Origin of the sequence: Singulisphaera chitinilytica (assembly GCF_049331405.1) — a bacterium.
Classification (GTDB): Bacteria; Planctomycetota; Planctomycetia; order Isosphaerales; family Isosphaeraceae; genus PoT.
On the sequence record NZ_CP186274.1, the window covers coordinates 6,079,866 to 6,105,982 of the forward strand.

The following is a 26,117-nucleotide window of genomic DNA, read 5'->3' on the forward strand; positions in this document are numbered from 1 at the left end:
TTCGCAGGGTGGCGTCGCAGGACCTCGAACGCCTCCGGCCAGCTTCGCGGCGGCGAAGCGTCCTCGAGCCCCGGGAGGTATGGGGCGATGGTCGTCACCGCTTGCCCCCTTCCGGCCGGTCGATGCGGAAGACGCGACGGCGTCGGTCCCCGAGCTCGAGAGGGGTTTCGGTCCGGACCGTGACGAGCCCGGAGCGAACGAGGGCGCCCATGATCGCGGCCTTCTGGTCGCCGGTGAACCGGCCGAGCACATAGCCGTGGAGCTCGCCGGCCGTGACCTCCCGGCCGCACTCGATCATGTAATCGAGCACCTGCATCTGGGCGGCGATGAACCGCTTGACCGTCAACGGGGGTAGCTTGCGATACGAGGGGAGCGCGAGTTCCGCCTCGGTGGGTTCGCACGGCTTGAAGGGGATTTGAGGCGCCGTCGGCTTGACGTGCGGGCCAAGATCTGGGTAGGATTGGCGACGTGGTGAACGCCCGTTCGCAGGCGTATCTTCCACGCCAGAGCCAGAGGCCCTTGACGCTGGTCGGGTTGTCATGGACATTCTGATCTTTGGTTCGGCCGATCGCGGGCAGCTTTTGGTAGAGACACCCGTGAAAGGCAATCAGTAGGGTTGTAAATCTCGGGTCGCGTGATTCGCGGTCGCGCTTCCCGAACCTCTCGAAAGATACACTTCCGCCATCTTCGGCACAAGTCCACGGGCTTTCCCCACCCGATTCCCTCCCTCACGCCGGGCGGCTTTCGAAGAACACAAAACCGGCTCAACCCTCGCCTTGCGACCTGGGCTCGTGCCGGCCCAGCGTGCGCAACTGCTTTCCATGCAACCTAGTTCCTCTCGGATTCAAGACGCCGGAAAACCCTCTGGGCATCCCTCGCCAACTGGCGGCGGGTCAGGCCCGGGGCGTCCTCCGCGGATCCCCCGAGCTGCTCGCTGGTGGAGCCGACCGCCAGGCGGATGGCACATTCGATGTGGAGGCCGATCGGGCGGAGGTCCGCCCTGCGGGCCCGGATCAAGTCGCCCCGTGTGATCGGCTCCCCGCAGTGCAGGCAGTTTGGGTAAGCTGTCCTAGATTCTGGGCCAGTGTCGCGGCTCAATTTCGGAGTGCCTCTTCATAGGGTGACTCTTGGGACTCGGGATGCTCAAGCCGGTACACGGCCTTGTAATACGCCTCCTCGACCTGGGCGTAATTCCAGTCGATCATGCGGCCCGGGTACCGCATACCCTTGGCCCACTGGTTCAGGAACTTGAGTAGCCCGAGGTTGAACTTCTTGTCCTGGTCGCAGACCCAGGCGTAAAGCGCCTTGCCGTCGGGCGGGCAATTGCCGTTCGGCTGAGGTTGGGGCGGCTGCTGGGGTTGCGGCGGGCGGGGGCCGGGATGCTGACCTCGAGGTTTCCCGCCCTGGTGGCCGTTGGGGTTGCGTTCGACCTGCGCCGGCCTTGGCGGAGTGCTCGGGGCCGGCCCGTAGACGGTGACGCCGTCGCCGTAGAGATGGCGACCGATCCCGAACTTCACGGCGGCGCGCTTGAAGGCGTCGCTCATGCCGGACTTCTCGTCGTCGCCGGCGTCGGACATGCCCGCGTACCCCCCGGCGTCCGACTTCGTGATGGTCGACCCGTCCGGCAGGCGGATCGTCAGCTCGCAAATGACCGAGTTCTGGCCGGGGCGGTAGGCATCCCACCAATTCTCGGGCCCGAGCACGGCATCTAGCCGGTTCATGACCGTGCGAGCCGTGATATATGAGAGCGTGCGGCTGCCTTGTTTGGACTGGGGACGTTCCTTCACTTCCTTGCCGACGAACGGGACGGTCAAGGCGGCGAACAGCTCGGCGAATTGCGTGGGCATCGTGATCTCCTATCAGGCAGTGAGGACGGCTTCGAGTGTCCGGACGGCCCGGGCCCGGGCGGCACGCCGCTCGAGCTCGGCCGTGTACATGCGGATGACGGTCAGGAGCCAGGCGTCGTCGGCCCGATGGAACTCGGGCGCGACGTCGGCGAGCTGGGTCATGAGAGCGGCCCGGAGCTGGGCGAGGTGGTCGACCAGGTCGTGGTCCGCGAGCAGGGCAACCGCCGCCGGGTTCGTGTTCATGCGGTCCCGATCTTCATGGCCTCCCAGGCCTTGACCCGCAGGGCCTCGGCCCGGGCCTTGGCGGTCCGTTCTTCCTTCAACGCCTTCCGATAAGCGGCGTGGGCCAGGGCCCGGGCCTGGCTCTTGACGTGGACATCCGAGTCCGCGTTGAGGTAGTCGGCCAGGAGCGACGTCGGCTTGGTTTCCGGGAAGGGACGCACGGGATCTCTCCTCTCAGAACCAGGGCGTCATGGAGCACTCGGCCGAGTAGTACCCTTCCGCCCGCAGCTCGTCCGCCGTCCACTCCTCGAGCTGGAGCTGGCGGTCGTCGAACTCCGCCGGGCACGACGCCGAGAGCCTGCGGGCCTCGTCCGCCAGCTCGTCGATCCGGCCGGCGAGCCATTCGGAAGCGGACCCGCCGCGGTTGCGGATGCGGCCGGCCTCGATCCGGAGCCACTCCTGGAATGTGATGAGGCCCTCGACGGGCGGGTCGCCGTCGTGGCCCGAATGGTTGATGCTCGACCAGGGCTCGTCGAGCCCGGCCTCTCCGTCGTCTTTGACCTCGTCGAGAAATGCTGTTAAAGTGGACACTGCTTGCAATCTCCGGTTAGATCACTGGCCCCGTGGGTGTTTGGCGACACCCACGGGGTTTTTCATTGGCTGGCCGAGAAGATGTCGTCCAGTGAGTTTCAGTTTAACCAAAACTAACTTCAATGTCAAACTTGATTTTCAAGTTAACCGGGAATATCCTGAATGGTGAACAATGTGTCTCTTCTTTAGCCGGTGACTTCAGCCGTTATACTTGGGTCTCACGAAGGTCCAGAAGGAGGTGGGGATGCTGTCGACAATGACCGAGCCCAAGAGACGCAGGGGAGCCGGCGGTAGGCCCAAGAGTACAGGACCGCTGAAAGAAATGATCGCTGCCTTCAAGGCAACGCCAGCATTCTCACAGTGGTTCTTGGGGCTGGTCGATCATTGCCGTCGGAAGTTCGGATTCCCTGGCATCTCAAAAACGGATGTCATCATCCGGGCCCTGAAGGCGTTCGCTAAAGAGGTGGACTATCGGGAGGAGCCGCCAGAGGAGTGACGAGACAGCCTGGTACTACGTTGCCCGCGCCTTGTTGAGCGGATACCGTATCCACGCGGTATCCAACTTGACATAAGGTGAGGTGCGTGATGCGAATACGTTTGTACGCATGCCTGGGCATCTGCACGCTGGCAATCCTATCGTCTGGCTTCGATGGTAAAGCAAAGAAGGGTGGGGAAGAAAAGGACAAGACTGCGACCAAAGAATCGTTCCTGTCAGACGAGGAGAGACTCAAGCTCAAACAGTTAAAGATTTGGCATGACCTCATGGTTGCCGACCAACTCTCGCTTTGGCAAACGAAACACGTCTTCGACCTGCGTTCTAAAACGGAAGCGGCAGCGAGCATCGTCTATCGACTTAAGACTTTAGAAGAGCTTGAACAAACCATAGCCAGGGACCATAAGACTTCGCTCCAAGAGGTGAAGGTTGTCTTCGCGAAGGGCTTGGCCGAGAAGTGGGCAGAGCCAAAGTATCCCGCCTTCGACGAGAAGAAGGCAGCTAAGAATCTCGATTGCACGGTCTATGCTAGGTTGGGCGGGCGGATGTATCACCGGGCCAAATGCGAACTGCTCGAGGGCGACGACGACGATGACGAGGATATCCCTGTCGTCTCTGTTACGTTGTACAAAGCCTTGACGACGAAGGGCAGTCGTGCATGTGCGACCTGCAAGCCGTGAGGCGGCGGAAACGCCCCGAGCTCGATCACCTGTGGGATTTCTGCCCCCGGCACGACGAGTATGCGACGGGCCGGGAATATAACTTCGGCCGGGCCAAGTTGATGACCTACGTCTGCGGCTGCGCCATCGTGCTCCGCCCCGGCGTCGAGCCGATGATCTTCCGCAGCTACTTCGCTGCCGCATACTACCTCCGCAGGATCGATGCCCCGCCGGCCAGGCCTGGGCTATGGTCGAGACTGATCGCCGTTTTACGATCTGGTCACAAGTGGAATTGACACGGGTGAACACTACTGATAGAGTGTCCCCGCTTCAGGAATATCGATAGCCGTTGATGGCCCCGCAGGTCGATCGTCAGCCCGGTCTGCGGGGCCATTTCAAGCGCAGTGGAAGCCGGATCATGAAGTGCCTGATCGAGCTCGTGCGCGGGCCGGCCGATGGGATGCTGATCGACCTGGTCGACGAGGTTGAATGGCCGGAACGCTTCAAGTACGTCATGGCGGTCGATGAGCCCGGGACGGGCGCGGGTGAGCCGGCTGCGAATTTGAGGTTTCGCGGCTACGTGTATCGAATGACCACCCGGCCCGGAGCCCGGGGCCGTCGCCTCTACGAATGGGACGGCATTCCGCCTACCCCGCTGACATCTTGAGGCAGGCCTCGTCTACCTCCTTGACCAGCTCGGGTTCCGATTCGTAGCGGGCCTCGAACTCGCGGGCCAGGGCCATCGCGCACGCCGGCGGGAGCGAACCGTCATGGGTCGATAGCTCGTGCTCGATCGCCCCGTCGGAGCCGAGCAGCCGGACGCCGAGAACGCGGAGGATCTCCAGCGAGGTCACCGCACCCCCCTCCGCCGGCGAGCTGCGGTCGGGCGATACGTGCCTCCGGGCAGGTTCGGGCGGGTCGGCTTCGAACTCCAGCTCCAGGTGGAGCGACCGCCGCGCGGCCGGGTCATGGTGGGTGTACATGCTTCTCATCGCGGGATCCCGTTACGTGTGCATAATGGCAGTGACGGATGAATTGTAGGACAAAAGGCCTGGACGAAGGATCCGAGCTTCGCTAGAACACGGCCGTTCGCCCGATCAGTGCGGGATATCCTCGGAAAGCCGGCCCCTCGGAGGGGCCGGCTTTTCCATGCGCCGTGGTGGTAAGGGTTGTCGATTTGTCGGATTTGCGCGAACGGTTAAACCTCCGGGATCCCCGGTCCGATGAAAGGTGTACCCCCACCCACCAGGGCTTGTTTGAACAGTGAGGTGTCCCGTGCGCGCAGTCGTCCTCAACGTCCTCTTGGCTCTCGGGGTCGTGGCCCCGGCCGCATCGGCGCAGTCCCCCCCGACGCCGAGCCCGCAAGCCCCGACCGAGGCCGATACCGCGGCGCCGCCGCCGCCTGCCTTGCCCCTCGTCGCGAAGCCGGTCGAGCAGACCGTGACGCTCAAGGTGACCCCCCAGCAGCCGGTTGCCCCCCAGCCGGTCCAGCTCAAGGTCCAGGCGGTGGCCGAGCCCGTCGCCCCCCAGCCCCAGACGATCACCCTGCAGGTGACCCCGACCGTGGCGGCGACTCCGGTCGCGGCGGCACCCGCCGCCGACCCGACCCCGGCCGCGACGACGGTCACCGCGAAGGTGCATCACCCGGGCCTGTTCCGCCGGGCCATCGGCCGGGCCGGCGATGCGATCAGCCTGCTCGGTCAGGATCGCATCTACATCCCCCGGCCGCAGGTCGCGACGACCCAGGCTGTGGTGGCGATCGCCCCGGCCGTGCAGCAGGTGCAGTACGTTGTGCAGCAGCCGGCCGCCGCAGTCGTCGCGGCCCCGGTGAAGGTCCAGCCAGCCGCAGTCTATGCGACCCCGCAGACCAGTGCCCCCCGGCTCAAGCTGGGGATCTTCGGCAACCGGTGAGTGGTGGGGTTTGGCGACGCTTCTCAGTTTCTCGATTGCGAGCTAGGTGGCCCGGGGTTCTGACCCCCGGGCCGGGTTTTTGCTTTTGTTCGCCCCTCGTACTCGCCGTGGAATAATCAACCCGTGAGATGTCCCGCCGGATCCCGCTAGCCCGGGTTCGGCGGGATCGGGCGATTGTCGAGATTGTCGGGCGAGCTATCTCTCATGAATTGAATGATCTGCAAGGTTAGCTGTTCTACGCGAGCGAAGTCCCCGGTCGATGGCATCTCTTTATTGACCGCCGCCATGGCGAAGAACCTGGCCAGCGATTCCAGAAATTCCGGATATAGCCCGCACCATCTTTTGATCAGTGCAAATGTCACGCGACTTTCCTCTTGCACTATCTGATTAAGTACGTTTTCGAGATCGTTCATTTTCCTCATCCTCTCCTGGGTGACTTACTTTGAGGCCAAACGTCAAGTTGCATCCCCAACTCACTTCTGAACTTATCGACTTCTATGCTGGGGTGTTCGTCGAGAGAATCTCGGCAGGTCGTCCGACTAAGGGACTGAGTCCATCCGGGCCCTACTACGTTCGGACTACCTCCCCGTTCCCGGCGGCGGCTGAGATTCCGGAATTTCGGAATTCTTAGTTCCGCCTAGCCGGATAGCTGAGCTTGAGCCCCAGGTGGGGGGCCAGCTTGTCGATGGTGTCGAGCGTGAGACTCCTCTCGCCCTCGACGAAGTCGCAGACGACCGAGCGGCTGACGCCGGCGAGCTGGCCGAGCGCGTACCCGCTCAACCCGCTGGCCTCGATCGCCGCGCGGACCTGTTCACTGACCGACGCTTGCCGTGGTTGCTTGGGCTTGGGTTTCCTGACCTTGGCTGACATGGGCTCTCCAGTGGTCGGCGGATCGGATGATCGAGTCGACCGAGCTATGGGTCCATCGACCCGACCAGCGCTCGCCACTGCGGCCGCGCTTCGTAGGAATATTTAGGACATTCAATTCGGTCGCGATCTTCCGGAGCGACCATCCTTCCGCCCGCCAGGTCTCGATCCGCTCGAGGATGGCTTGTTCTTCGGGGTTCTTGCGCACGAAGAGGGGCCGGCCTTTCTCGTTCATGGGGCCGGCCTCGTTGGGATCCCAGCCGTAGGGGGCCTGGCCCACGCAACGGCCGCGGGCCCGCTTGGAAGCATGCGCCTGCTTCGTGCGCACCGACGCCAGCGCCTTCTCGTACTCGGCGAACGCGTCGACGATCCGCCGCATGAGGACGTCGGCCGGCCCGTCCTCCTCGGTACCCTCGCCGGCGGCGGAGACGATGCGGACCTTCTTCTTCTTGCACACCGCCTCGATCATCGCCATGACCAGGGGGTCGCGTGCCAGGCGGTCGCGTTTGGCGACCAGGAGCACGCCGCCGGCCTTCAGGCTGGAGATCGCCTCGATGAGCTTGGGGCGTCGGTCGAGCCCCATCCCGCCCGACACACCCTCGTCTTCGAAGAACGTCCCGACGACCTTCCACCCGTTCTTCTCGGCGTGTCGCATGCATGCATCGAGTTGTGCCGCCTCGCCGGCCCCGCTCTCCTTCTGGTGGTTCGTGGAGACGCGTCCCGCTATCGAGCATTCGATCATGAGATCCCTTCCCGGACGCTGGATCCTGGAGAACCGTGCGCAAGATTGGACGTCCTATTCTGCGCTCGGGACGTGCGCAAGTGCGCACGAAATCGGGCCCGACCATAAACATCGGCGGGCAAGCTGTCCACCACCGAACGGTGCCGTACGGATTCGGCCCCTAATTTCGGTGCATTGGCGTACACTGCATTCACATCCCCATGATACATTAGGTAGGATAGGACGCCTGCACGCATTGCCCCGGTCCTGGGGACTTCCACCATGATTCGCACCCTCGACGACACACCCGTGTTCCGCGCGCTGGTCGACTCTCGCGCCCCGTGGCAATCCCCCGCGGAGCTGGCGGCGGCGATCGGCGTTGACGTGTGTATAATCATGGATGAGTTGAAGGCCCTGGAATCGGAAGAGTATCTTGATATCTGGTTGAATAGTGCGGCGGGCCCGATCGTCACGTTCTCGGCCTGGGGCTCCGACCGCCTCGGGCTATCGCTCGCCGAAGCCGGCGGGGGGGACGCATTCAGATGGGTTGAAACGAGTTCGACCCCGAACCCGAAGTGTCGCCGGCGACCGAAGGAAGGCAAGGAAGGATCGATCATCGACAACGCAGTCGATCAGCGACCGGGCCCGGCCGACCAGGCCGAGCAGAACGAGCTGGACGAGATCCGCACCGAGCAACGTCGCCGGCGACGGGAACAGAGGGGCCTTGCACTCCGACCGCAGGACGTCCCGCGTCCTACAATCCAGTATGCACGCGTCTCCCCCTGGGCGGAAGCCCGGGCGAAACGCGAGGAGCGACCGGCGCGAACGTGCGCCCACTGCAGCAAAGGTAACGGCCGGAGGAAGGTGCTTAAGATTCGATGCCAGCATTGCGGGCGGGGCTGCAGGCCCCGGCCCGAATCGCAACGACGCGAGTGCTGCCCGAATCGTCCGCTGACGACCAGCGAGATCTGCCTATCCTGCGGGCGTTGGGGTTGGGACGAACACTTCGCCGCCAAACATTCACAGGTATCCGCCGATGACGACGGGTCAGATGCGACGAGATCGCCGCAACGAGAGGTTGCTCACGTTTCGTAAGGCCGGCCTATCGGTCCGGTCGATTGCCGATATCTCGGGCCTATCGCCCTCGCGTGTCCAGGAACTCCTGAAAGACATGGGTGCGCCAGTGCCCCGAAAAACCGAGCGCAAAAAGATTTCCCGAAGTCCCAAGCCGTCATTGAATTAGACGCATTCACATCCCTAAAAACCGAGCGCTTCATGCAGCCTGCCTTTCAGAGGCAGTAATTGCGGAGCGCTCATCATGACCGCCAAGTCGGCCCGCCCCAGGCCGGACCGGGCCCTCGTACCCCACCCGTGCAACACGGACCGGGCATATGAGGACGACGAACGCGAGTTCATCGCCGCGATGGCGGATTACCAGGCTCGGACCGGCAAGCGATTCCCGACCTTGTCGGAGACGCTCGCCGTCCTCAAGTCGCTGGGATACCGGCGATGAGGCGGCACGCGTACGCCCTGGTCATGTGCCCGTATCCGTGGATCGCGCTCGTGATCTATGCATTTGTGCTGCTGTATCGAAACGTCGAACCCTGGGGAGACTGACCATGGACGGATGCATTCGCTGCAATCAACCCGACACTTTGGCCCTTTCGGCCAGCGAAGCGAAATGGGGCAATGCCTCACTCTCGTACTTCCTCAACATCGTGTATCCGGGCGTTGATTCAAGCCGAATCGCATTCAACTACCGCAAGGCAGCCTCGCAACTCGAGGCTGTCTGCGGGGTCAGGTTCACCGAGGTTGCTTCGTCGGCGCAGGCCAACATCGTCGCCGTCAGCGGCATGATCGACGGGCCCTGGAACGTGCTCGCCCTCTCGCAGCTGCCGAACAGCTCGAGCTACGCCGGCGTGTTGAACCAGACCTTCGACCAGGCCGAGCAGCTGAGCGACGACCTGATGGTCGCGATGATGTGCCACGAGCTGGGCCACATCCTGGGGCTGGGGCACCTCGGTACCGGCAACCTGATGGCCCCGATCCTCGACGCGAGGATCACCAAGCCGCAGGCCGGCGACATCGCCGAGCTGGTGTCACGCTACGGCCTCCCGTTGCCCCAGACGACGCCGGTCGTTAGCACCGCGTCGTTCACCGCCGCGAACACCGGGGTCATCAGCCTGACCATCTCCGGACTCCCCGTGCAAGCTGGCGTCACGTACGACGTCAGCATCACCCCCGCTTCGCAGTAGAGGGAACCATGCTATCGATCATCGCGTCTCTCGCCCCCAAGGCCGCCACGTACCTGCCCGCCGTAGGGCTGCTCGGGCTCGCCGCCTATCAAGCCATCAACCAACACAACTTCACCGAGGCTTGGCAGTCCGTGATGGGTGCCGCCGCGGTCGTCGGCATCGGCCACGTCGCGACCCAGGCAGCCGCGTCGAAGTAACCCGCCACCATAGTACTACCGCCTGGTACTACCACTCTCCGAAGGGAGGCCGTCGCAATGGAAGCGACCTCGCACCACGTCACAGGATCGTTCGCCACCGTCGGCGGTGTCTCCCTTTGGACTGCCTTCAACCTGCTCCAGCAGTATGGCCCGAGCTGGTCCGTCGTTCCCCCATTGCTCGCCGCCCTGGCCAGCCTCTACGGGGTCCTCAACGAACGCAAGCGGCTCCGCATCCGCGAGGCCGAGCTGAAGCCACCGGCCTGGTTCCACAAGATGGTCGAATCCGATGGCAAGCCACCCGGCTGGTTCCAGCAGTACACCGAGAACGCGGGGAAAGGTTGATGGGCGTATTTGATGTTTTCGAGTGGATTGACAGCATGCCGGAAGTGCTCCGCAACGATTGTGTTTTGCATCCCCTCCCGTTACTTAACGAATTGGAACCCATGGCGAACAGCACGCAAAACTCAGCCTGTGCCGCTCCGACCGAGGATTCAAAAAAGCCCCTCCGCTACGGCACCTGCGACCTGCGAGAGAAGCCGGCGGAGATCCTCGATCGCGTCACGTTCGATGATCGCACGGTGCTCGTGCATTCGGGCCGGCGCTATGACGGTTACGTCCCCGGGCCTCCGGTCGCTGTCATCCTCCCGTACGCCGAGTACGCGAAGCTGAAGGAGTTCAAGGCCTTCGTGTCGAAGCTCCTCGAAGAGATTGCAACGGCCGCTCAGTCCTGAGAAGGAGGGCATGATGCCGAGCTCTCGTGACCGGGCCTCGAACTGGTACTCCCCCATCGTCAGCGGCATGGTCTGCGGGGCGGTGTTCGAGACCGTTCGAGAAATCTTGGTTCTACTTCTAAGCTAGTAGGGGTGATTGATGCTACCGCAGCTCGTGTTGCTCGTCTTGCTGGCACTCCGGGTGGGAGCATTGGCCGGCATCCACGGCAAGTCGTTCGAGGCCGGCAAGGTCAACGTCAGGCCGAGCATCGGCCGGTACGCGATCTTCATCGGGCTCCTCTACTGGGGCGGATTCTTCTCGAACGTGCTCGAACAGCTATACAAGTAAGCGCCTGAAAAATGCGTGAATGGACCACGGACTTCCTGGCTTCGCTCGAGAGCACGCCCAACGTGAGCGAGGCGTGCCGCGTCGCGCTCATCACCCGGAAGACCGCGTACGACCTCCGCAAGTCCGACCCCGAGTTCCGCCAGGCTTGGGATGACGCACTCGCCACGTCGGTCGACGACCTGGTCGGCGAGTGCTACAAACGCGCGAAGGCGGGCAGCGACACGCTGGCGATCTTCCTGCTCAAGTCACACCGACGCGAGGTCTACGGCGACAAGGTGCAGACGGACCTGACCACGGACGGCAAGCCGCTCGCCGTCCAGATCTACATCCCCTCCAATGGCCGAGACGACCGCAGTAAAGACGATCCGGCCCAACTCGATCCCCCAAGAGACCTTCCTCAGCTCGGCGGCTGACATCGCCATATACGGCGGGTCGGCCGGCGGCGGGAAGACATGGGCGGAGCTGATCGAGTGCGTGCGTCACATCGACAACCCCGAGTTTGGGGCGGTCGTGTTCCGGCGCGTCTCGCCGCAGATCACGAACGAGGGCGGGCTCTGGGACGAGGCGGGCAAGATCTACCCGCTGATCGGCGGCGTGCCCCGGATCGGCGACCTGCAGTGGGTGTTCCCTTCTGGCGCTCGCGTCAGCTTCCACCACCTTCAGCACGAGGCGACGAAGTACGCCTGGCAGGGGTCGCAGATCCCGCTGATCTGCTTCGACGAGCTGACCCACTTCAGCGAGTCGCAGTTCTGGTACCTGGCCAGCCGCAACCGATCGACGTGCGGCGTCCGGCCCTACATCCGGGGCACCTGCAACGCGGACGGCTCGAGCTGGGTCAAGCGGCTGTGTGCCCCGTGGGTCGATCGCAAGTTCCCGGACCCGGCCGCGAGCGGCGAGATCCGTTGGCTCGTCCGCAAGGACGGCCTGTACCACTGGGCCCGCACCCGCCAGGAGCTCGAGCAGCAGTACCCGGGCGTTGTCCCGAAGTCGGTGACGTTCGTCCGTGCGACCCTGTACGACAACGTCGACCTGATGCGGAAAGACCCCGATTACCTGGGGAACCTTCAGGCCCAGTCGCCCGTCGAGCAGGCCCGGTTGCTCCACGGCGATTGGGACGTCGTCAACGACGGCCTGGTGTACCCCGAGTTCGGCTCGTGCGTCGTCGAGCCGGAGGACTGGCCGAGCGGCCTGGACGGCGAGCAGAGCGGCGGCATCGACTGGGGTTTCAACAACCCCTTCGCCGCCCTGAACGGCGTCTTCGACGGCGACGACGTGCTGTGGATCTGGGGCGAGCGGTACGGCAGCAAGGTCACGCTGGGGGAGCACTCGAAGGCGATGCCTCGGATCCCGGGCCGCTGGTGGGGCGACCCGGCCGGGGCGGACCAGATCGCCGAGGTGCGTGCCGCAGGACACGACGTCGTGCCCTGCGTGCATCTCGGCCAGAACTCCCTCGAGAACGGCATCGGCATGGTCACGGAGCGCATCCGGACCGGCCGGCTCAAGGTTCTCGGAACCTGCGGCAACACGATCGAAGAGGCGGGAAAGTACCGCTACGACCCGAAGACCGGGAAGCCGATCGACAAGGACAACCACGCCCTCGCCGCCCTGCGGTACCTGATCGTCGGGCACGACCGTGGCCGCTCGATCGACCCCGGCGGCAAGCAGGCCTTGGAACGCGAACGCGACCGCGTCGCCCTGCAGGGCGGCAAGCGAGCCCAGGAGCGCGAACGCCTCGCACTCGAGCTGCAGCGGACCCAGGAGCGGGAGCGGGAGGAAGCCGCCGAGCGCGAGAGACGACTCGCCGAGTGGCTCGACCCTGAAAACGATTTCTTCTTCGGAGGTTGACTTGTATGTCGCCGGATCACTCGCAACCCACCCATGCCCAGGCCTCTACACGCCGGTCGTCGTCGTCGACGCGGATGGGAATGCTCATCTCCGCCCTCACGCTGGGTGCCATACCCCTTGCCTCGTCTCGGGGCCCGGTAGCAGTGACGAGGCGGAGGGTGAACGGCCAGTGGATCGAAGTCCAGCGGTACAACCGCCCGGAAGCGGGCCCGCCCCGCGAGAAGATGACCGCCGACCTCCCGCCGATCCCGGCCTGAAAGTAAGTAGCGACTCACCGCGTCCCCGGACCGAGGCGAGGGCCCGTTCGCCCCCGCCGCCACCTGTCGGGCCCAAGGCCCACGGGCCCGATCGCTCTTGACCCGCATCGGGTAAGACCGAGAGGGCCCGACGTCCTCCACCTCTCGAAAGGCACCCATGCCCGAACCCAAGAAATCCAAGGCCGAATTGCTCCTCGAAGCGGCCCCCGATCTCTACCCGGAGCTGTCCGACTTCAAGCACAACGGGTCGGAGATCGTCGCGAAGAACGGCGCAGGCCAGACCGTGTTCATCCACGAAGACATCGTCATGGCGGCCGTCCAGAACGTCCGCGTCAACGCCACTCCCAAGCCGTGAGATTGAACCTTGGGCATCCGCGACACGGAACATGCTGAGGTGTACAAGTTCCTAGCCGCCATTGAGGACGGCTTGGGTCGCGCTGCGCCTACAGGCGTCGGCATGGGGGCGATGGGCGGGTACTCGGGCGGGCCGGCGTGGCTCGACGTGAACCACACCAAGCGGCCCCCGCTCTCCCTGGAGCTGATCGACGCGTACAAGTCCGTGGCGTATGCCTGCATACGGCTCAACTCGACGGGCGGGGCCCGCGTGCCGCTGCGGCTGTTCGTGAAGACGGGCCCGAAGGATCGCCGGCCACGCCGCGCGGTCCGGTCCATCTCCCGCTCGATGGAGCGGCGACTGCGGTTCGACCCGGGCCTGGAGTACGTCAGCCGGAACCTCGGTGCGGACGACACGGTCGAGGAGGTCATGGAGCACCAGCTGCTCGAGACCCTCAACCGGCCGAACCCGTACTTCTCCGGGCACCTGTTCAAGCTGTTCCTGTTCGTCAGCCTCGACGTCATCGGGATGACGTACATCTACCCGACTCGGGTCGACCCGTCGTACGCCGCCACCGAGCTCTGGCCCCTGCAGAGCCAGTACGTCCTGCCGATCAAGGGGACCGGCGCGAACGTCATCGACGGGTATTCGTACTTCACCGACCGGTACCGATTCGACGAGCTGGTCCGCATCCGGGACCTGTCGCTGCGAGACCCCTACACGTCGGGGTATCCTCCGCTTCACGCTTGCTTCGAGCAGGTGGGGCTGGGCGATTACTACGTCGCTTCGTGCGAGTCGATCCTCAAGAACGGGGCCAAGCCGGCCGCGATCCTGAGCCCGAAGGATCCCATCTTCAAGCCGGGCGAGCCCGAGCGTCGCCGGCTCGAGACCGACATCAACCACCAGTTCGCCCGGGCCGGCCAGGGCCGCATCTGGGTGACCGACGGCCAGTTCGAGCTGAGCTCGCTGAACGGCTCCCCGATCGACCTGGGGACGCTCGAGATCACGAAGAACATGCGGCTGCAGATCGCCAACTGCTTCGACGTGCCCATCTCGCTCCTGCAGTCGGAGGACTCGAACCGGGCGGTCGCGAGCGAGGGGACGCACCAGCACCAGTACTACGCGATCGAGCCCCGATGCTGCCTGATCGGCGAAGACCTGACCCACTCCCTCGCCGCCCCCGTCAACCCCCGCATGTTCTTCGCGTTCGACAACGCGGTCATCCGGGACGAGGAGAAGCGGGCGACGATCTTCGACATGAAGTTGAAGAACGGCTCGATGGTCATCAACGACGTCCTGGCCGAAGACGGTCTGGACCCCGTGCCCTGGGGATACGAGCCCTGGTTGCCCAGCACGCTCACTCAGCCTTCCATCGCCGCGCAGCAACGCGAGCAGGCCCAGGCCAACGCGGAGGCGGCGGCCAAGCAGCTCGGCCAGGCCAAGCCCGGGCAGCAGGACGACGACCAGGAAGATGACGAGGACGACGATGAAGGGGAAGCCAAGCGGTCGCTCTACAGCCGGCTCGGTCGCGTCCTCGAGCAGCTCGAGCGGAGTGCTGGAGCTGGGGATCGCGGTGGCGACCCTTGGGCTCACTATCCTGCGGTCCCAGCCGTCGGACGACGGGACGAGCCAGCACGAGGACAACACGTTCGGGCTTCCGGCTGGGGAGCCGATGCGGCGGACCCTGCAGGAGTGGTTCCAGCTTCAGGGCAAGGAGATCCTGGGGTCGATCCCGCAGGGGGAGCCGATCCCGGAGAAGCTGCCGGACCTGTCGACGTACGACGGTCGGATGACGGAAGCGATGACCCCGCTTTTGTCACTCTACTGGGACGAGGCGGGGAAGACGACCCGGGCGAACCTGGGGCTGGATCCGGACGAGTGGAGGGTGACGGACCCGAACACGAAGAAGGCGATCAATGAAGCCGCCTTCGCGTTCTGCGCCTCGACCAACGCCTCGACGAACCAGACGCTGGACCGGGCCCTCGCCGACCTGCGGGCCCAGCTCGTCGCCGGCATCGTCGACGAGGGGGAGGCGTACGGCAAGCTGACGGCCCGGGTGAAGTCCGTGTTCGGCGGGCTCGAGGACTGGAAGGCGAGGATGATCGCCGAGACCGAGACGTCTCGGGCGGTCCACGCTGCGAGCCTCATGTCCGCGAAGGAATCGGGGGTCGTCGCCGGCAAGCGTTGGCTCCTCAGCTCCGACGCCTGCATGCGGTGCCACGGGGTCGCCGGCAACGATCGCGTCCTGGACCTGGACGCCGCCTTCGACCACCGGGAGGGGGGCAACCCGGCGTACTCCACGACGCCCAATCCGCCGCTCCACCCGCATTGCCAGTGCTCGATCACATACGAGCTGACCCACGAGTACAAGAAGCTGCTCGAGGAGGAAGGCCCGCCGGTACCCGACACGTTCAAGCCGGGCCCTATGGGGCCGGACGACAGCACGACGCCGAAGCCGAAGCCCCGGCCCCCGAAGCCGCCGGTACCGCCGCCCGTGGTCAAACCGCCGGTGTTACCGCCTCCGCCTCCCCCGGCCCCGAAGCCGCCGCCGCCGATCGTGTTACCGCCGCCTCCGCCTCCGCCTCCCGTTCCGCCGGCCCCGAAGCCCGTGGCTCCGCCTCCGCCTCCGCCTCCGAAGCCCGTGCCCGTGATCCCGCCTCAGACGGTCCTGCCTCCGCCGCCTCCGCCGAAGCCGACCCACCCGCCCGGCACCCCGATCATGCCGGGCAAGCCGATCGCCGATCGGATCAAGGGGTACAAGGAAGGCGATGCGAAGCTCAAGGCGATCACCGATCAGTTGGCGGGCCACGCGGAGGAAAGTCGGAGGCTCGAGGCCAGGGTCAGGGACCTCGACAATCAGATGTCCGGCACGCTGAGCAAGTTCGAGGCCATCCTCAAGCGGAACGGCGGGGTGCCGACCGACCCGGACGAACGCCGGAACATGCTCATCCTGAAGGCGGAGTTCGACCAGCGACAGCTGGCCCTGGACGCCGCCAAGGCGGACGTCAAGGCCTTCGAACGCCGGACGGCCTCGAAGCTGCACGACATCCTGAAGGTCAAGGACGGGGTCAGTTTCAGCACGCCCCCGGCCGGGAGGGTCGGCGGACATCGCGTGGTCGGCCTCGACAAGGACAACGCCGACGGCGTCAATCACATCAGCAATTGGCTGGGCGGGGTCTACGCCCGCGGCCCGGGACGCGGCCCGGGCGAGGCCATCGAGATCGGGCAGATCGCCCCGACGAACGAGCAGCGCAGCTACGCGTCGGCCGGGAAGATCGCGATCAAGAAGGGGTGCGAGGAGAAGGTCATCCTGCACGAGATGGGGCACATCATCGAAGACCGGCACGCCAAATCCGTGGCCTTCGAATTCCTCCGCCATCGCGTCGGGAAGGAGCCACTCGCCGGCCTCGACAAGCTGTTCCCGGGTCTCGGCTACGACGCCGCCGAGACCGGCCGCAAGGATCGCTTCGACCAGGCCTGGGGCCCCGGGGTGGAAGCCTACTACGTGGGCAAGCACTACTCGCATGCCACCGAGATCATTTCGATGGGCATGGAGAAGCTCTATAATGACCCGCTCACCTTCGCGACCAAAGACCCGGAGTTCTGCAAGTTCATCCTGGGGATCCTCGACGGGAGTTTAAGGTGACGATCAGCCTTGGCACGGTGACCCTGAACCTCGACGGCGACGTCGCGATCGCCGACTTCTCGGTCGACGGGACGTGGACATTCCACGGCGAGGAGTGGGTTGCCGACCTGCTCAAGATGCACGCCGCCCTGGTCGACACCCGGGACCGATCCCCCTCGCTCGGGCCCTACGGCCCTTCGATCCTGAACGAGCTGGCCCGCAGGTGCGGCGGCACGGCCCACCACGCGAAGCTCCCCGGGCCTCCCCCGGGCACCGTCTACTAAGCCCCTCCCCGGACCATCCCCCGAACCTCGCTACGACGCCGCTGGCCGTCGCCGGGACCGTTGCATCATGGACCAACCCTTCGACCCCCACATCTCGCGGGCCTACACGGCCAAGATCGACGACGTGAAGCCGGGCGAGCGCTCGGTGGTCGCCGTCATCAACACGAACGCGGTCGATCGGTTCAAGACCGTCATCGACCCCTTCGGCGTGAAGACGGCCAACTTCGACAAGTCCCGCCTCGTCCTGTGGGAGCACGGCAAGGATCCGCGAAGGGGCAAGCTGCCCGTCGCCCGGTGTGCCTGGCTGAAGGTCGACCGTGGCACGAAGTCGATCATCGCCAAGTCCATCTTCCGACAGGACGAATTCGCCGATCAACTCTTCAGCATGTACCAGGACGAGACGCTGAGGGGCTTCAGCATCGACGGCCTGGCCGACCCGAAGACGTGCGGCCCGCCGACGATCGAGGAGATCAAGAAGCGGCCCGAGCTGGCCGAGTGCAAGTGCATCTATCGGACCCTCGAGCTGGTCGAGTACTCCGCCGTCGGGATCGGCGGCAACCCCGACGCCCTCGCCCTGGCCGTCTCTCGCGGGCTCTGGCTGCCCGACGAGCGGAAGGCCGTGCTGCCCCCGCTGACCCCGAAGACTCCAGTCCTGCCCCCGCTGCGGGGCCGCACGCTGGAAGACGTCACCGAAGCCGCGGTCCGGCGTGCGATGAACGCCGCCGGCCCCATGATCCGCGAAGCCCTCCAAGACGCCCGCGACCTCGCTCGCGGAGACATCTGAGCTCCTACCCCCGAGACGAGTAGCTAGGGACGCATGCGTGGAGCCTCCTGCGAGGACGGCAGCGCTACGCGCCTGGAAGTTCACCGCTCGTGGTTCGCCGGTTCCCTCCAATCAAACCACGGGATTCCTCAAATGTGGATTCAACTGACCAAAGACGTTGCCGAGCACAAGGCCGGCAAATACCTCGACGTCGAAGAGAGCGTCGCCCGATCGTACATCGCCGCGGACCTCGCGGTCGACGGCAAGGACGGCCCCGATACCGCCATCGTCCAGCGGGCGGTCGAGACCTTCCGCGCCGAGCTGGCCAAGTTCGTCACGGGCACCGCCGATGCGATGCAAGAGGTGACCAGGTCGCTCGCCGATCGTCGCCCCAACATCATCACCCCGGGCGAGCAGGAAGCCGACCGCACCAAGGGCATCGGCGACTTCACCAGGCAGGTCATCCTCAGCCGCTCCGGCGACATGGACACCATGCAGTCGGCCAGCGAGCGGCTGACGAAGGTCTATGAAGTCAAGCGCGTGATGACCGAGGGCAGCGGCGGGAGCTTCGGCTACACGACCCCGGTCGTGTACGAGAACCAGATCCTGCAGGTCGCCGGCGAGGACATGGTGTACCTCCGCGGCGCGACCGAGGTCCCCCTCTCCGCCCGCGAGACGGAGTGGGCCGCGCTCGACCAGTACCAGGCCCCGGTCGCCGGTCAGTCGGCGATGTACGGCGGCGTGAAGGTCTACCGCAAGGGCGAGACGGCCCAGCGGACGTCGAGCGAGCCGAAGTCGAAGAAGGTCCGCCTCGTCCCTACCGACCTGACCGCGTACTTCGAGCTGAGCCGGGACCTGATCCAGGACTCGACGGCCGCGCTCGACTCGATGATCCCCAAGCTGGGCGGCGACGCCATCGGCTGGCGGATCGACTGGGAAGGCCTGTTCGGCAACGGGGCCGGCCAGTTCCTCGGGATGCTCAACTCGCCGGCGACCCTCATGGTCACCCGGAACACGTCCGGTCGCGTCAAGTATCAGGACGTGTTCTCGATGCGCGTGAAGGCGATGCCGAGCGCGAAGAACCTGCGCTGGATCGCCCACCCGTACGTCTTCAGCGACATCATGCAGCTGCAGGATCCCAGCGGGCGGTTCATCTTCCTGCCCAACTGGCCCGCCTCGAAGGATGGCCCGATCGCGCAGGCCCCGGGCGGCTCGCTGCTCGGCATCCCGCTCGAGTTCAGCGAGAAGGCCCCGGCCCCCGGCAGCACGGGGGACCTGATGCTGATCGACAGCTCGAAGTACCTGCACGGCAAGCGGAGCGGGCTCGAGATCAGCCTGAGCGAGCACTTCCGCTTCGACCAGGACGAGCTGGCGATCCGGCTCAAGATCCGCAACGACGGCCAGCCCTGGCAGCGCGGCCCGATCTACCTCGCCGACGGTTCCCAGTCGAACCAGGTCAGCGCGTTCATCGCCCTGCAGTAATCGACCCGTCAGCCGCGTGAGGGGCCGGACCCGTCCGGCCCCGACCCTTCCCACGAACCACTCCCATCCCGCAAGGGGATCGACCCATGTTCAATGAGAATATGAGCGAGGGCCTGGCCGTCATGGGCTGGCTCGCTCCCGCCAGCCAGACGGTCGGCACGAAGACCGTCGGCCCGTTCAACACCCAGCTCATGCGGCGCGTGATCTTCTTCGTCGAGTGCGGCGCGCTCGGCGGGACCGTCGACTTCAAGGTCCAGGCGTCGGCCACCCAGGGCGGCACCTACGCCGACGTGAGCGGCACCACGGTCACCCAGGTCACGACCGGGGCGACCAACCTGCTCATCGTCGAGGTCTCCGAGACGGCGCTCATGAGCGTCGGCCAGGGCCCTTGGCTCAAGGGCGTTCTCACGATCGGCACGGGCGCGAGCCAGGGGAGCGTCCTCGCCCTGGGCGGGAGCCCGCGGTACTCGCCGGCGTCGGACTACAGCAACGTCGCCGCGACGCAAACCCTGGTCGCCAACTAAACCTCCCCCTCGCTCGCCGGCGTGCCTGCGAACACGCCGGCGAGTCCCGCCCCCCAACCGAGGCCGATCGACCCATGAAGACGCTCCGCCGCTTCCTGCCCGCGTTCCTCGTGGCCGGGTTCGCCATGGCCATGTCCTCGCTCGCGCCGCACCCGCGCACGGCGGAGGCCGGCGGACCTCCGATCCCCCCGGAGATCTCGAAGACCAAGGCGCAGGCGTCGACCTTCGTCATCGGGAAGAATTACACCGTCGTCGAGAGCGACACGGACCTGTCGCGAATCGGCGATGGTGTCACACCGGGCGGGCGTTACTACGGCTTGACGCCGAAGCGGATGCTCCTGGACCGTCTACGCCGGGCGGCATCGAGAGCGGCCAACAACAACGTCATCGACAATCTGCCCATGACGTCGCCGCCCACGGTGACGTCGGCCTCGGGCGATTCGCAGACGAACTCGTACTACCTGGCGAACGGCGGCGTCCTGCAGAACCAGGACAAGATCATCGTCGTCGGGGGCGTAGTCTTCGCCAACACCAGCGGCGCGTTGGCCGGCAACTACATCAACGTCAAGTCGGTCTCGACCACGTCGGGTTCCAACGTCGGCGGGGTCGTCGGCAATCAGAACGGCTGGTACATCGAGACGATGACGGACTCGCCGAACATCTCGTTCGGCTACTTCCGCACGGCCGAGGGCGGCGTGATGGTCGCGGTCTCCGAGAACGGGGGCCCGATGCAGTACGTCTCGACCACGCCGACGACGATGTACAACAACGGCAACCCGTGTGGGTCGAACCCCGGCTCGGTGACCGTCGCCTTCGGCTCGTCCAAGGTCCGCCGCGTCCGGCTCGAGCTGGGCAACCAGCAGACGGACGAGACCTGCGGCGGGGCCGGCGGCGTGGCTTTCCTCCGGCGGATCGCCGTCGACCCGAGCTACACGATCTGGAAGCCCAAGGACACGGACGTCATCAACGCCGCGTTCGTAGGCGACAGCTACACGGCCGGGTCGCCAAGGGACACCGGCATGCAGTCGGTGAACTGGGCGCGGACCGTCGCGGCCAAGCTCGGCTGGCGACCCACCTGCATGGCGCTCGGGAGCACGGGCTATTCCAAGGCCAGCGGCGCCTTGCCCCCCGCGAGCGACCCCGTTCGGATCGCCGACCTCTCGGCGCAGGCCTACGACGTGTACGTGTTCGCCCTGGGCACGAACGACGTGAACGGCAACGACAACACGGCGACGGCCCTCCCGGACCTCCAGGCCAAGGCCCTCACCTGCTTCCAGGCGGCCCGGGCGGCCAACCCCATCGCCCCGATCATCGTGGTGAGCCCTTGGCCCCGGACGACGTTCCCTCTCCAGACTCAAGCGGACCTCGCCGCGGCCGTCCAGGCTGCGTTCAACCAATTCGCCGACTCGAACAGCCTGTACATCCCGATCTATGACGACCCGTCCGGCAACTGGATGACCGGCACGTCCTACCAGGGCCAGCTCAACAACAGCAACGACATCTCGTTTCGGTATATCTGGACGGACCGCATCCATCCCGTCAAGACCGGCCACTACTACTACGGCGACCGCATCGCGCAGGCCATCCGCGATTGGCTGATGGCCACCAGCGTCACGATCCGCATGCCCGCGCGGAGGCCTGACGAGGGCCTGGTGTTCCGGATGCCGGAACGGCCCGTCGCCCCGCCACCTTACCGCTATCGGCTGGACAAGGCCGCTTAACACGGAGCCCGTTCCCCCATGCGTCGCTTCCTGACCTCCGCGTTCCTGCTCGTCGCCCTGGTCGCCGGCCAGCTCGCCGGCGCGGCGACGGTCACCAGGCCGTTCAACTTCACCCTGGGGTCCGCCTACTCGGGCCTCGCCTCGACGGTCAGCTATCAGATCGTCCTGGTCGACGGCTCGAGCCCGATCGGGCCGATCACGGGGACCGGCATCACCGAGGGCTCGTTCGGGGCGGTCACCGCGACCGGCTCGTACGACGTCAACATCGCCAACTTCGACACGAGCTGGGCCGGCCGCATCAAGTGGCTGGAGAGCACGAGCGGGCTCGTTTACGAGGAGACGTTCGGCGTCAGCCAGAGCGCGGACAACGCCGCCGGCATCGCCGCGGTGAAGGCGAAGACGGACAACCTGCCCGCCTCGTCCGTCATCCGCAGCGGCACGGCGCAGGGGGGCTCGGCCACGACGATCGTGCTCGACGCCGGGGCCAGCCCGGTGGACGGGACGTACGTCGGGCAGCTCGTCACGCTGACCGGCGGCACGGGTGCCCAGCAGTCGCAGATCATCTCGGGGTACGCCGGATCCACCCGGACCGCCACGATCACCCGGAGCTGGTCGACCACGCCGGACAACACGTCGACATTCGAGATCGCCCCGCAGGGGGCCGTCCTGGTCGGCCAGTTCGCCCCGGCCGCTCGCGTGGTCGACCAGACGTTCCTGGGCAAGGACTCGAACGGGGTCGGGAACCTCACCATCTACAGCCAGGCGGGCACGCCGCAGGCCGGCCTGTGGGTGACGTTCTATGCGGCCCTCCCGTTCTCGTCGAACCCCTCGACGGCGAACGCCGTGGCGCAGACCCAGACCGACGCGTCGGGGAACTGGTCGGTGTCCGTCTCCCCGGGCGACTACGTCGCCACGGTGACCAGCTCGTCGGCGAAACTCTCCCGGGCAATGTTCACCTTCAACCTCACGGTGCCCTGATGCCACTCATCGCCGGCGGGCCTCAAGTCGTCGCCGGTACCGGCGACCCGATCGACCTGGTGACCCTGCAGTACGCGACGGCCGCGCTGGCTTCGGCGGGGCTCTCCCCCGCCGAAGTGGCGCAGCTCCCGGCACAGATCACCGCCGCGAGCAGGCTGTTCTCGAAGACGCTCAACCGCACGTTCCAGCGTCAGATCTATGACGGCCTGTACACGGCGAGCCAGCCGGGCAATTCGATCCTGGCCCGGAACTTCCCGGTCAATCGCATCCTGAAGCTGGCGACCAACGCGACCACCGTCCTGTCCGTCTGCAACACGCAGACGTCGGCGAACCAAGATGCGACGATCGAGCTGGCCACCGAGGGATCGTTCACGTTGCCGGACCTCCCGCCGCGAGTGACCGGCCTGACCCTCGAGCGCGAGGCCTCGGGAGTGCTCAGCTCGGCCTTCCTGGACTTCGGCCTGTACGTCACTGTCCAGGCCCTGGCCGACGCGATCAACGCCCTGGGGAACGGCTGGACGGCCACGGTAGCCACGTCCTACGGGCAATGGGGCACGAGCCACTTCCGGGCCGTGCAGGGCGCGATCCCGGCCCTGGGCCGGGACTCGCCGGCGACCCTCAAGATCCACGTCGACCGGGTGCCGTTCACGCTCGAGCCCGAAGAGGGGGAGATCGCATTCGTCGACGAGGGGACCGACGCCTTCAATTCGATCCGCTTCGGCCCGTACCTGTCGACCTCGTACGGCGACCTGGACGTCGGCGGCGAGAGGAACGGGCTCCGGCTGATCTATGACGCCGGCTTCGACGTCATCCCCCAGGACGTGCAGCAGGCGGCGATCGAGCAGATCCTGTTCCAGTTCGCCACGCTGAAGAACGACCAGTCCCTCAAGTCGGAACGCATCGGCGGGCACTCGTACGAGCTGAACACCGAACAGTCGGAAATGCCCCGGTCGGTCATGGGCAAGATCTACAAATACATGAACAGGCGGGCCTGACATGCGAAGCCCATCCGCACGCCTCCGCACGGGGACCGTCGACCTGTACCGCTACAGGCCCGACTTCGACGCCGACTCCGGGGCGGTCGCCGACATCTCCAGCCTCATCGCCAAGGGGGTCGCCTGCTCGGTCCAGCCGATCAGCGTCGAGCAGGTCACCCAGAACAAGCGGACGACGCAGGTCACGAAATACGACCTGTGGTTCTTCGACGATCACCAGCTCGCGATCAAAGACCTGGTCGTGTGGGTCGACGCCGCCGGCGTGAGCCACAACCTTTTCGTCTTCGGCCAGCTCCCGCAGATCGGCTCGGGCCTCGTCCTGAAGGTGACCGCCCAAGAGGTGCGATGATGCGGAACGTGAAGTGGTACGGCGAGGCGGCGAAGTCGGCGATCAAGGCCCACGTCCGCCAGAACATCCGGGCCGCGTGCATCGCCCTGGTGAACCGCGTGAAGGAGAAGCTCTCGGTACCGGGCACGGGCCTGGCCCCCAAATCGAGGAAGGCGACCGCCAAGCGGAAGGCCGTCCGCAAGGGGCAACGCAGGTACAACGTCGCGCCGTCGGCCCCGGGCGAACCCCCGCGAAAGCAGAAGGGGCGGCTTCGAGGGTCGATCGCGTGGGAGCTGGTCGACCTGGCCGGGCGCGTCGGCACGAACCTGATCTACGGCCGGGCGCTCGAGAAGGGGAACAGGAAAGGCAACCTCAAGCCACGCCCCTTCCTGCTCAAGACCCTGTACGAGATGAAGTCGACGATCCGCAGGATCCTCTCCCGGCCCATGCCCTGACTCACCTCCTCGAGGGATGCACGGGGACGTTCCCCTCGTACCGCAGCCGCTCGGCACACTCCGCCGCCGCCTTCGCGATCTCCCTCGCACGCTCCGGGGTCATCTGCTGACGCGCCAGCGCCTGGGCCCTGCAGCACGGGCACATAGGGTCATGGTCGGGCGGGATGATCCTCGCGACCGCCGGCTTCAGGTCCGCCTTCTCCGACGGGCCGAGCAGCCACACCGCGAGCACGATCGCCGCCAGGATCGGCAGCACGGACAGCAGCGGGATTCGCCTCTCGATTCGCGACCATTCGGGGATCACGGCATCTCCAATGCAAACCAAAGATGTTCTAAAGTGAACATCAAAAATATACGCACATAGCACCTGTGCATTATATGGTGGGCCCCCCGCGTGGCAATCGACGGATTCTTGAATTTCGAGACGGGCGACCTGGCCGAGTGCTACGCGTCGGCGGGGGCGGTGTCCGCCAGCGCGACGGGCGCGCACTCCGGGGCGTACTGCCTCCGCGCGAACCCGGTCGGCTCCGGGGTCGCGTCCGTCACGCTCGGGCAGTACGCGATCACCTTCCCGGCGGCGAAGACGTGCGAGCTGGTGAAGGCCACGTTCTCGGCCGGGACCACGGTGAAGTTCCGTTTCTGGATCTACGTCGCGGCCCTCCCATCGGCGAAGGAGCGGGTCTTCACGACGCTGGCTTCCGGGACGCCCGTGTGGGCGATCTCGATCGACAGCTCCTCGAACCTCTCCCTCGAATACGGCGGGGTCTTCCAGTACCAGTTCGCCGGGGTCACGACCGGGGCCTGGCACCTCGTCGAGTTGAGCATCCTGAGCACTTCGAGCAGCGGGTCGGCCCCCTGGAACTTCACCCTCGACGGCGTGTCCCAGGGCAGCAGCTCGGCGCAGACGGCGATCGGCGCGATCGACCAGGTCGCGTTCGGGAAGTACTACGACTCGAGCGGCTCGGGCTATGACGTCCTCTTCGACGACATCGCCTGGTCGACCGGCACGGCCCCGGCGTCGGTCGGCTCCCAGGGTTGCGTGCTCGTGCCCGCGGGGGCCGGCTCGAACAGCCAGTGGACCGGGTCATACGCCGACGTCGACGAGGTCCCCTCCGACGGGGCGACCACCGCCATCGTGGCCACGAACCCGAATCGGGTCCAGGACTTCACGCTTACGGACCCGGCGACCGTCGGGATCACCCCGGGCAGCACGATCAACGCGGTGAAGCTCGTGATCTTCGCCGAGTCGGGCGCGACGAACACGGTCTATTTCGATTACCTGATATCCGGGACCGCTTACGGGAGAGGGAACCCGACGCTCCCGATCGGGAGCTATCCCCCCTTCGGCATCTTCGCCGCCACGAACCCGGCGACCGGCGTCGCGTGGACGACGAGCGACCTCGCATCGCTGCAGGTCCGCTGCCGGACCTCCGACTTCGGCGACACGCAGATCAGCACGGTGTACGTGCTGGTCGACTTCATCCCGGCAGCCCCGATCGTCACCCCGCTCCCTCGCGTCCTCTCCGTGCCCCGCGGGCCGGCGAGGAGGCTGCCCACGCCGGCGTTCCTCGCACGGAGCTGCAACCCTCCGAACGTCCGGCACGACCCGCTCTCGAGGACGGCGATCACCGTCGTCCCGATCCCCCCGTTCCACTACCTGAATCGCGACTGATTTCCTCTTCTCCTGGCCAGTCCAGAAAGGTG

The 26,117-nt window shown here is 65.8% G+C and carries 35 protein-coding genes; 25 read left to right on the plus strand and 10 right to left on the minus strand.

The genetic code is table 11. The annotated features are described in order from the left end of the window. Positions 1-94: 94 nt before the first annotated feature. From ACOYYX_RS24020 to ACOYYX_RS24040, 5 genes are all read right to left on the minus strand, one after another. Positions 95-541, minus strand: a complete 447-nt coding sequence (locus ACOYYX_RS24020) for a hypothetical protein (protein ID WP_422924435.1) — start codon at positions 539-541, stop codon at positions 95-97. A 553-nt stretch (positions 542-1,094) separates the two neighbouring features. After that, on the minus strand, positions 1,095-1,847 hold the full coding sequence (locus tag ACOYYX_RS24025) for a Rad52/Rad22 family DNA repair protein (protein ID WP_422924436.1): 753 nt from the start codon (positions 1,845-1,847) through the stop codon (positions 1,095-1,097). 12 nt (positions 1,848-1,859) lie between these two features. Next, positions 1,860-2,090, minus strand: a complete 231-nt coding sequence (locus tag ACOYYX_RS24030; RefSeq protein WP_422924438.1) for a hypothetical protein — start codon at positions 2,088-2,090, stop codon at positions 1,860-1,862. Continuing rightward, entirely contained in the window at positions 2,087-2,290 is a 204-nt protein-coding gene (locus tag ACOYYX_RS24035; RefSeq protein ID WP_422924440.1) for a hypothetical protein, read from the minus strand. The genes ACOYYX_RS24030 and ACOYYX_RS24035 overlap by 4 nt, the downstream gene beginning before the upstream one ends. A 13-nt stretch (positions 2,291-2,303) precedes the next feature. After that, on the minus strand, positions 2,304-2,660 hold the full coding sequence (locus ACOYYX_RS24040; protein ID WP_422924441.1) for a hypothetical protein: 357 nt from the start codon (positions 2,658-2,660) through the stop codon (positions 2,304-2,306). 244 nt (positions 2,661-2,904) lie between these two features. Between ACOYYX_RS24040 and ACOYYX_RS24045 the strand changes: the two genes are divergently transcribed. The 4 genes from ACOYYX_RS24045 (at position 2,905) to ACOYYX_RS24060 (ending at position 4,479) form a co-directional block, all read left to right on the plus strand. Next, positions 2,905-3,156, plus strand: coding sequence for a hypothetical protein (locus tag ACOYYX_RS24045; RefSeq protein WP_422924443.1), 252 nt, complete (start codon positions 2,905-2,907; stop codon positions 3,154-3,156). A gap of 89 nt (positions 3,157-3,245) precedes the next feature. After that, entirely contained in the window at positions 3,246-3,833 is a 588-nt protein-coding gene (locus ACOYYX_RS24050; RefSeq protein WP_422924444.1) for a hypothetical protein, read from the plus strand. Then, positions 3,812-4,108: a hypothetical protein gene (locus ACOYYX_RS24055; protein ID WP_422924446.1), complete on the plus strand. Its 297-nt coding sequence runs from the start codon at positions 3,812-3,814 to the stop codon at positions 4,106-4,108. The genes ACOYYX_RS24050 and ACOYYX_RS24055 overlap by 22 nt, the downstream gene beginning before the upstream one ends. A gap of 56 nt (positions 4,109-4,164) precedes the next feature. Then, the gene (locus ACOYYX_RS24060) at positions 4,165-4,479 is read left to right on the plus strand and encodes a hypothetical protein (RefSeq protein WP_422924448.1); all 315 of its coding nucleotides are present in this window, start codon (positions 4,165-4,167) and stop codon (positions 4,477-4,479) included. Here ACOYYX_RS24060 and ACOYYX_RS24065 read toward each other — a convergent pair. Further along, complete coding sequence (locus tag ACOYYX_RS24065) at positions 4,460-4,804, minus strand: hypothetical protein (RefSeq protein WP_422924450.1); 345 nt, start codon at positions 4,802-4,804, stop codon at positions 4,460-4,462. The two genes, ACOYYX_RS24060 and ACOYYX_RS24065, sit on opposite strands and share 20 nt — an antisense overlap. Positions 4,805-5,087: 283 nt before the next feature. Here ACOYYX_RS24065 and ACOYYX_RS24070 point away from each other — a divergent pair, with 283 nt between their 5' ends. After that, positions 5,088-5,723 (plus strand): hypothetical protein, encoded by a 636-nt coding sequence (locus ACOYYX_RS24070; RefSeq protein WP_422924452.1) that lies wholly within the window; start codon positions 5,088-5,090, stop codon positions 5,721-5,723. Positions 5,724-5,869: 146 nt separating this feature from the next. Here the strand turns inward: ACOYYX_RS24070 and ACOYYX_RS24075 are convergent, their stop codons facing one another. From ACOYYX_RS24075 to ACOYYX_RS24085, 3 genes are all read right to left on the minus strand, one after another. Then, complete coding sequence (locus ACOYYX_RS24075) at positions 5,870-6,136, minus strand: hypothetical protein (protein WP_422924454.1); 267 nt, start codon at positions 6,134-6,136, stop codon at positions 5,870-5,872. A 214-nt stretch (positions 6,137-6,350) separates the two neighbouring features. Next, on the minus strand, positions 6,351-6,503 hold the full coding sequence (locus tag ACOYYX_RS24080; RefSeq protein WP_422924456.1) for a helix-turn-helix domain-containing protein: 153 nt from the start codon (positions 6,501-6,503) through the stop codon (positions 6,351-6,353). A 31-nt stretch (positions 6,504-6,534) separates the two neighbouring features. Further along, positions 6,535-7,332 (minus strand): recombinase family protein, encoded by a 798-nt coding sequence (locus ACOYYX_RS24085; protein WP_422924458.1) that lies wholly within the window; start codon positions 7,330-7,332, stop codon positions 6,535-6,537. A 1,297-nt stretch (positions 7,333-8,629) separates the two neighbouring features. Between ACOYYX_RS24085 and ACOYYX_RS24090 the strand changes: the two genes are divergently transcribed. The 19 genes from ACOYYX_RS24090 (at position 8,630) to ACOYYX_RS24180 (ending at position 24,413) form a co-directional block, all read left to right on the plus strand. Next, entirely contained in the window at positions 8,630-8,824 is a 195-nt protein-coding gene (locus ACOYYX_RS24090) for a hypothetical protein (protein WP_422924460.1), read from the plus strand. A gap of 106 nt (positions 8,825-8,930) precedes the next feature. Further along, a complete protein-coding gene (locus ACOYYX_RS24095) occupies positions 8,931-9,566 on the plus strand; it encodes a matrixin family metalloprotease (RefSeq protein ID WP_422924462.1) in 636 nt (211 codons plus the stop codon). Positions 9,567-9,574: 8 nt separating this feature from the next. Continuing rightward, positions 9,575-9,763, plus strand: coding sequence for a hypothetical protein (locus tag ACOYYX_RS24100; protein ID WP_422924463.1), 189 nt, complete (start codon positions 9,575-9,577; stop codon positions 9,761-9,763). Positions 9,764-9,820: 57 nt separating this feature from the next. Next, complete coding sequence (locus tag ACOYYX_RS24105; protein WP_422924465.1) at positions 9,821-10,105, plus strand: hypothetical protein; 285 nt, start codon at positions 9,821-9,823, stop codon at positions 10,103-10,105. A 101-nt stretch (positions 10,106-10,206) separates the two neighbouring features. After that, the gene (locus ACOYYX_RS24110) at positions 10,207-10,494 is read left to right on the plus strand and encodes a hypothetical protein (RefSeq protein WP_422924467.1); all 288 of its coding nucleotides are present in this window, start codon (positions 10,207-10,209) and stop codon (positions 10,492-10,494) included. Positions 10,495-10,633: 139 nt separating this feature from the next. Next, positions 10,634-10,822, plus strand: coding sequence for a hypothetical protein (locus ACOYYX_RS24115; protein ID WP_422924469.1), 189 nt, complete (start codon positions 10,634-10,636; stop codon positions 10,820-10,822). A gap of 11 nt (positions 10,823-10,833) precedes the next feature. Continuing rightward, a complete protein-coding gene (locus tag ACOYYX_RS24120; RefSeq protein WP_422924471.1) occupies positions 10,834-11,235 on the plus strand; it encodes a hypothetical protein in 402 nt (133 codons plus the stop codon). Positions 11,236-11,296: 61 nt separating this feature from the next. Beyond that, positions 11,297-12,667, plus strand: coding sequence for a terminase large subunit domain-containing protein (locus ACOYYX_RS24125; RefSeq protein WP_422924473.1), 1,371 nt, complete (start codon positions 11,297-11,299; stop codon positions 12,665-12,667). Positions 12,668-13,081: 414 nt separating this feature from the next. After that, positions 13,082-13,279, plus strand: coding sequence for a hypothetical protein (locus tag ACOYYX_RS24130; protein ID WP_422924475.1), 198 nt, complete (start codon positions 13,082-13,084; stop codon positions 13,277-13,279). Between the two features lie 39 nt (positions 13,280-13,318). After that, positions 13,319-15,178 carry a phage portal protein gene (locus tag ACOYYX_RS24135; RefSeq protein ID WP_422924477.1) on the plus strand — a complete coding sequence of 620 codons (1,860 nt, stop codon included), beginning with the start codon at positions 13,319-13,321 and terminating at the stop codon, positions 15,176-15,178. Between the two features lie 1,722 nt (positions 15,179-16,900). Next, positions 16,901-17,167, plus strand: a complete 267-nt coding sequence (locus ACOYYX_RS24140) for a hypothetical protein (RefSeq protein ID WP_422924478.1) — start codon at positions 16,901-16,903, stop codon at positions 17,165-17,167. 67 nt (positions 17,168-17,234) lie between these two features. Continuing rightward, positions 17,235-17,951: a hypothetical protein gene (locus ACOYYX_RS24145; RefSeq protein WP_422924480.1), complete on the plus strand. Its 717-nt coding sequence runs from the start codon at positions 17,235-17,237 to the stop codon at positions 17,949-17,951. Positions 17,952-18,083: 132 nt separating this feature from the next. Next, the gene (locus ACOYYX_RS24150; protein ID WP_422924482.1) at positions 18,084-19,412 is read left to right on the plus strand and encodes a phage major capsid protein; all 1,329 of its coding nucleotides are present in this window, start codon (positions 18,084-18,086) and stop codon (positions 19,410-19,412) included. 86 nt (positions 19,413-19,498) lie between these two features. Continuing rightward, positions 19,499-19,936, plus strand: a complete 438-nt coding sequence (locus ACOYYX_RS24155; RefSeq protein WP_422924484.1) for a hypothetical protein — start codon at positions 19,499-19,501, stop codon at positions 19,934-19,936. Positions 19,937-20,010: 74 nt separating this feature from the next. Then, positions 20,011-21,657 carry an SGNH/GDSL hydrolase family protein gene (locus tag ACOYYX_RS24160; RefSeq protein ID WP_422924486.1) on the plus strand — a complete coding sequence of 549 codons (1,647 nt, stop codon included), beginning with the start codon at positions 20,011-20,013 and terminating at the stop codon, positions 21,655-21,657. A gap of 18 nt (positions 21,658-21,675) precedes the next feature. Next, positions 21,676-22,635 (plus strand): hypothetical protein, encoded by a 960-nt coding sequence (locus ACOYYX_RS24165; RefSeq protein ID WP_422924488.1) that lies wholly within the window; start codon positions 21,676-21,678, stop codon positions 22,633-22,635. Continuing rightward, positions 22,635-23,630, plus strand: a complete 996-nt coding sequence (locus ACOYYX_RS24170; protein WP_422924490.1) for a hypothetical protein — start codon at positions 22,635-22,637, stop codon at positions 23,628-23,630. The genes ACOYYX_RS24165 and ACOYYX_RS24170 overlap by 1 nt, the downstream gene beginning before the upstream one ends. Position 23,631: 1 nt before the next feature. Continuing rightward, positions 23,632-23,979: a hypothetical protein gene (locus ACOYYX_RS24175; protein ID WP_422924492.1), complete on the plus strand. Its 348-nt coding sequence runs from the start codon at positions 23,632-23,634 to the stop codon at positions 23,977-23,979. Continuing rightward, a complete protein-coding gene (locus ACOYYX_RS24180; RefSeq protein ID WP_422924493.1) occupies positions 23,976-24,413 on the plus strand; it encodes a hypothetical protein in 438 nt (145 codons plus the stop codon). The genes ACOYYX_RS24175 and ACOYYX_RS24180 overlap by 4 nt, the downstream gene beginning before the upstream one ends. Before the next feature lies 1 nt (position 24,414). Here ACOYYX_RS24180 and ACOYYX_RS24185 read toward each other — a convergent pair whose 3' ends face one another. Further along, on the minus strand, positions 24,415-24,717 hold the full coding sequence (locus ACOYYX_RS24185; RefSeq protein ID WP_422924495.1) for a hypothetical protein: 303 nt from the start codon (positions 24,715-24,717) through the stop codon (positions 24,415-24,417). A gap of 90 nt (positions 24,718-24,807) precedes the next feature. On the opposite strand from ACOYYX_RS24185, the gene ACOYYX_RS24190 reads away from it, so the two are divergent. Then, on the plus strand, positions 24,808-26,085 hold the full coding sequence (locus tag ACOYYX_RS24190) for a hypothetical protein (RefSeq protein ID WP_422924497.1): 1,278 nt from the start codon (positions 24,808-24,810) through the stop codon (positions 26,083-26,085). The last annotated feature ends 32 nt before the right edge of the window (positions 26,086-26,117 follow it).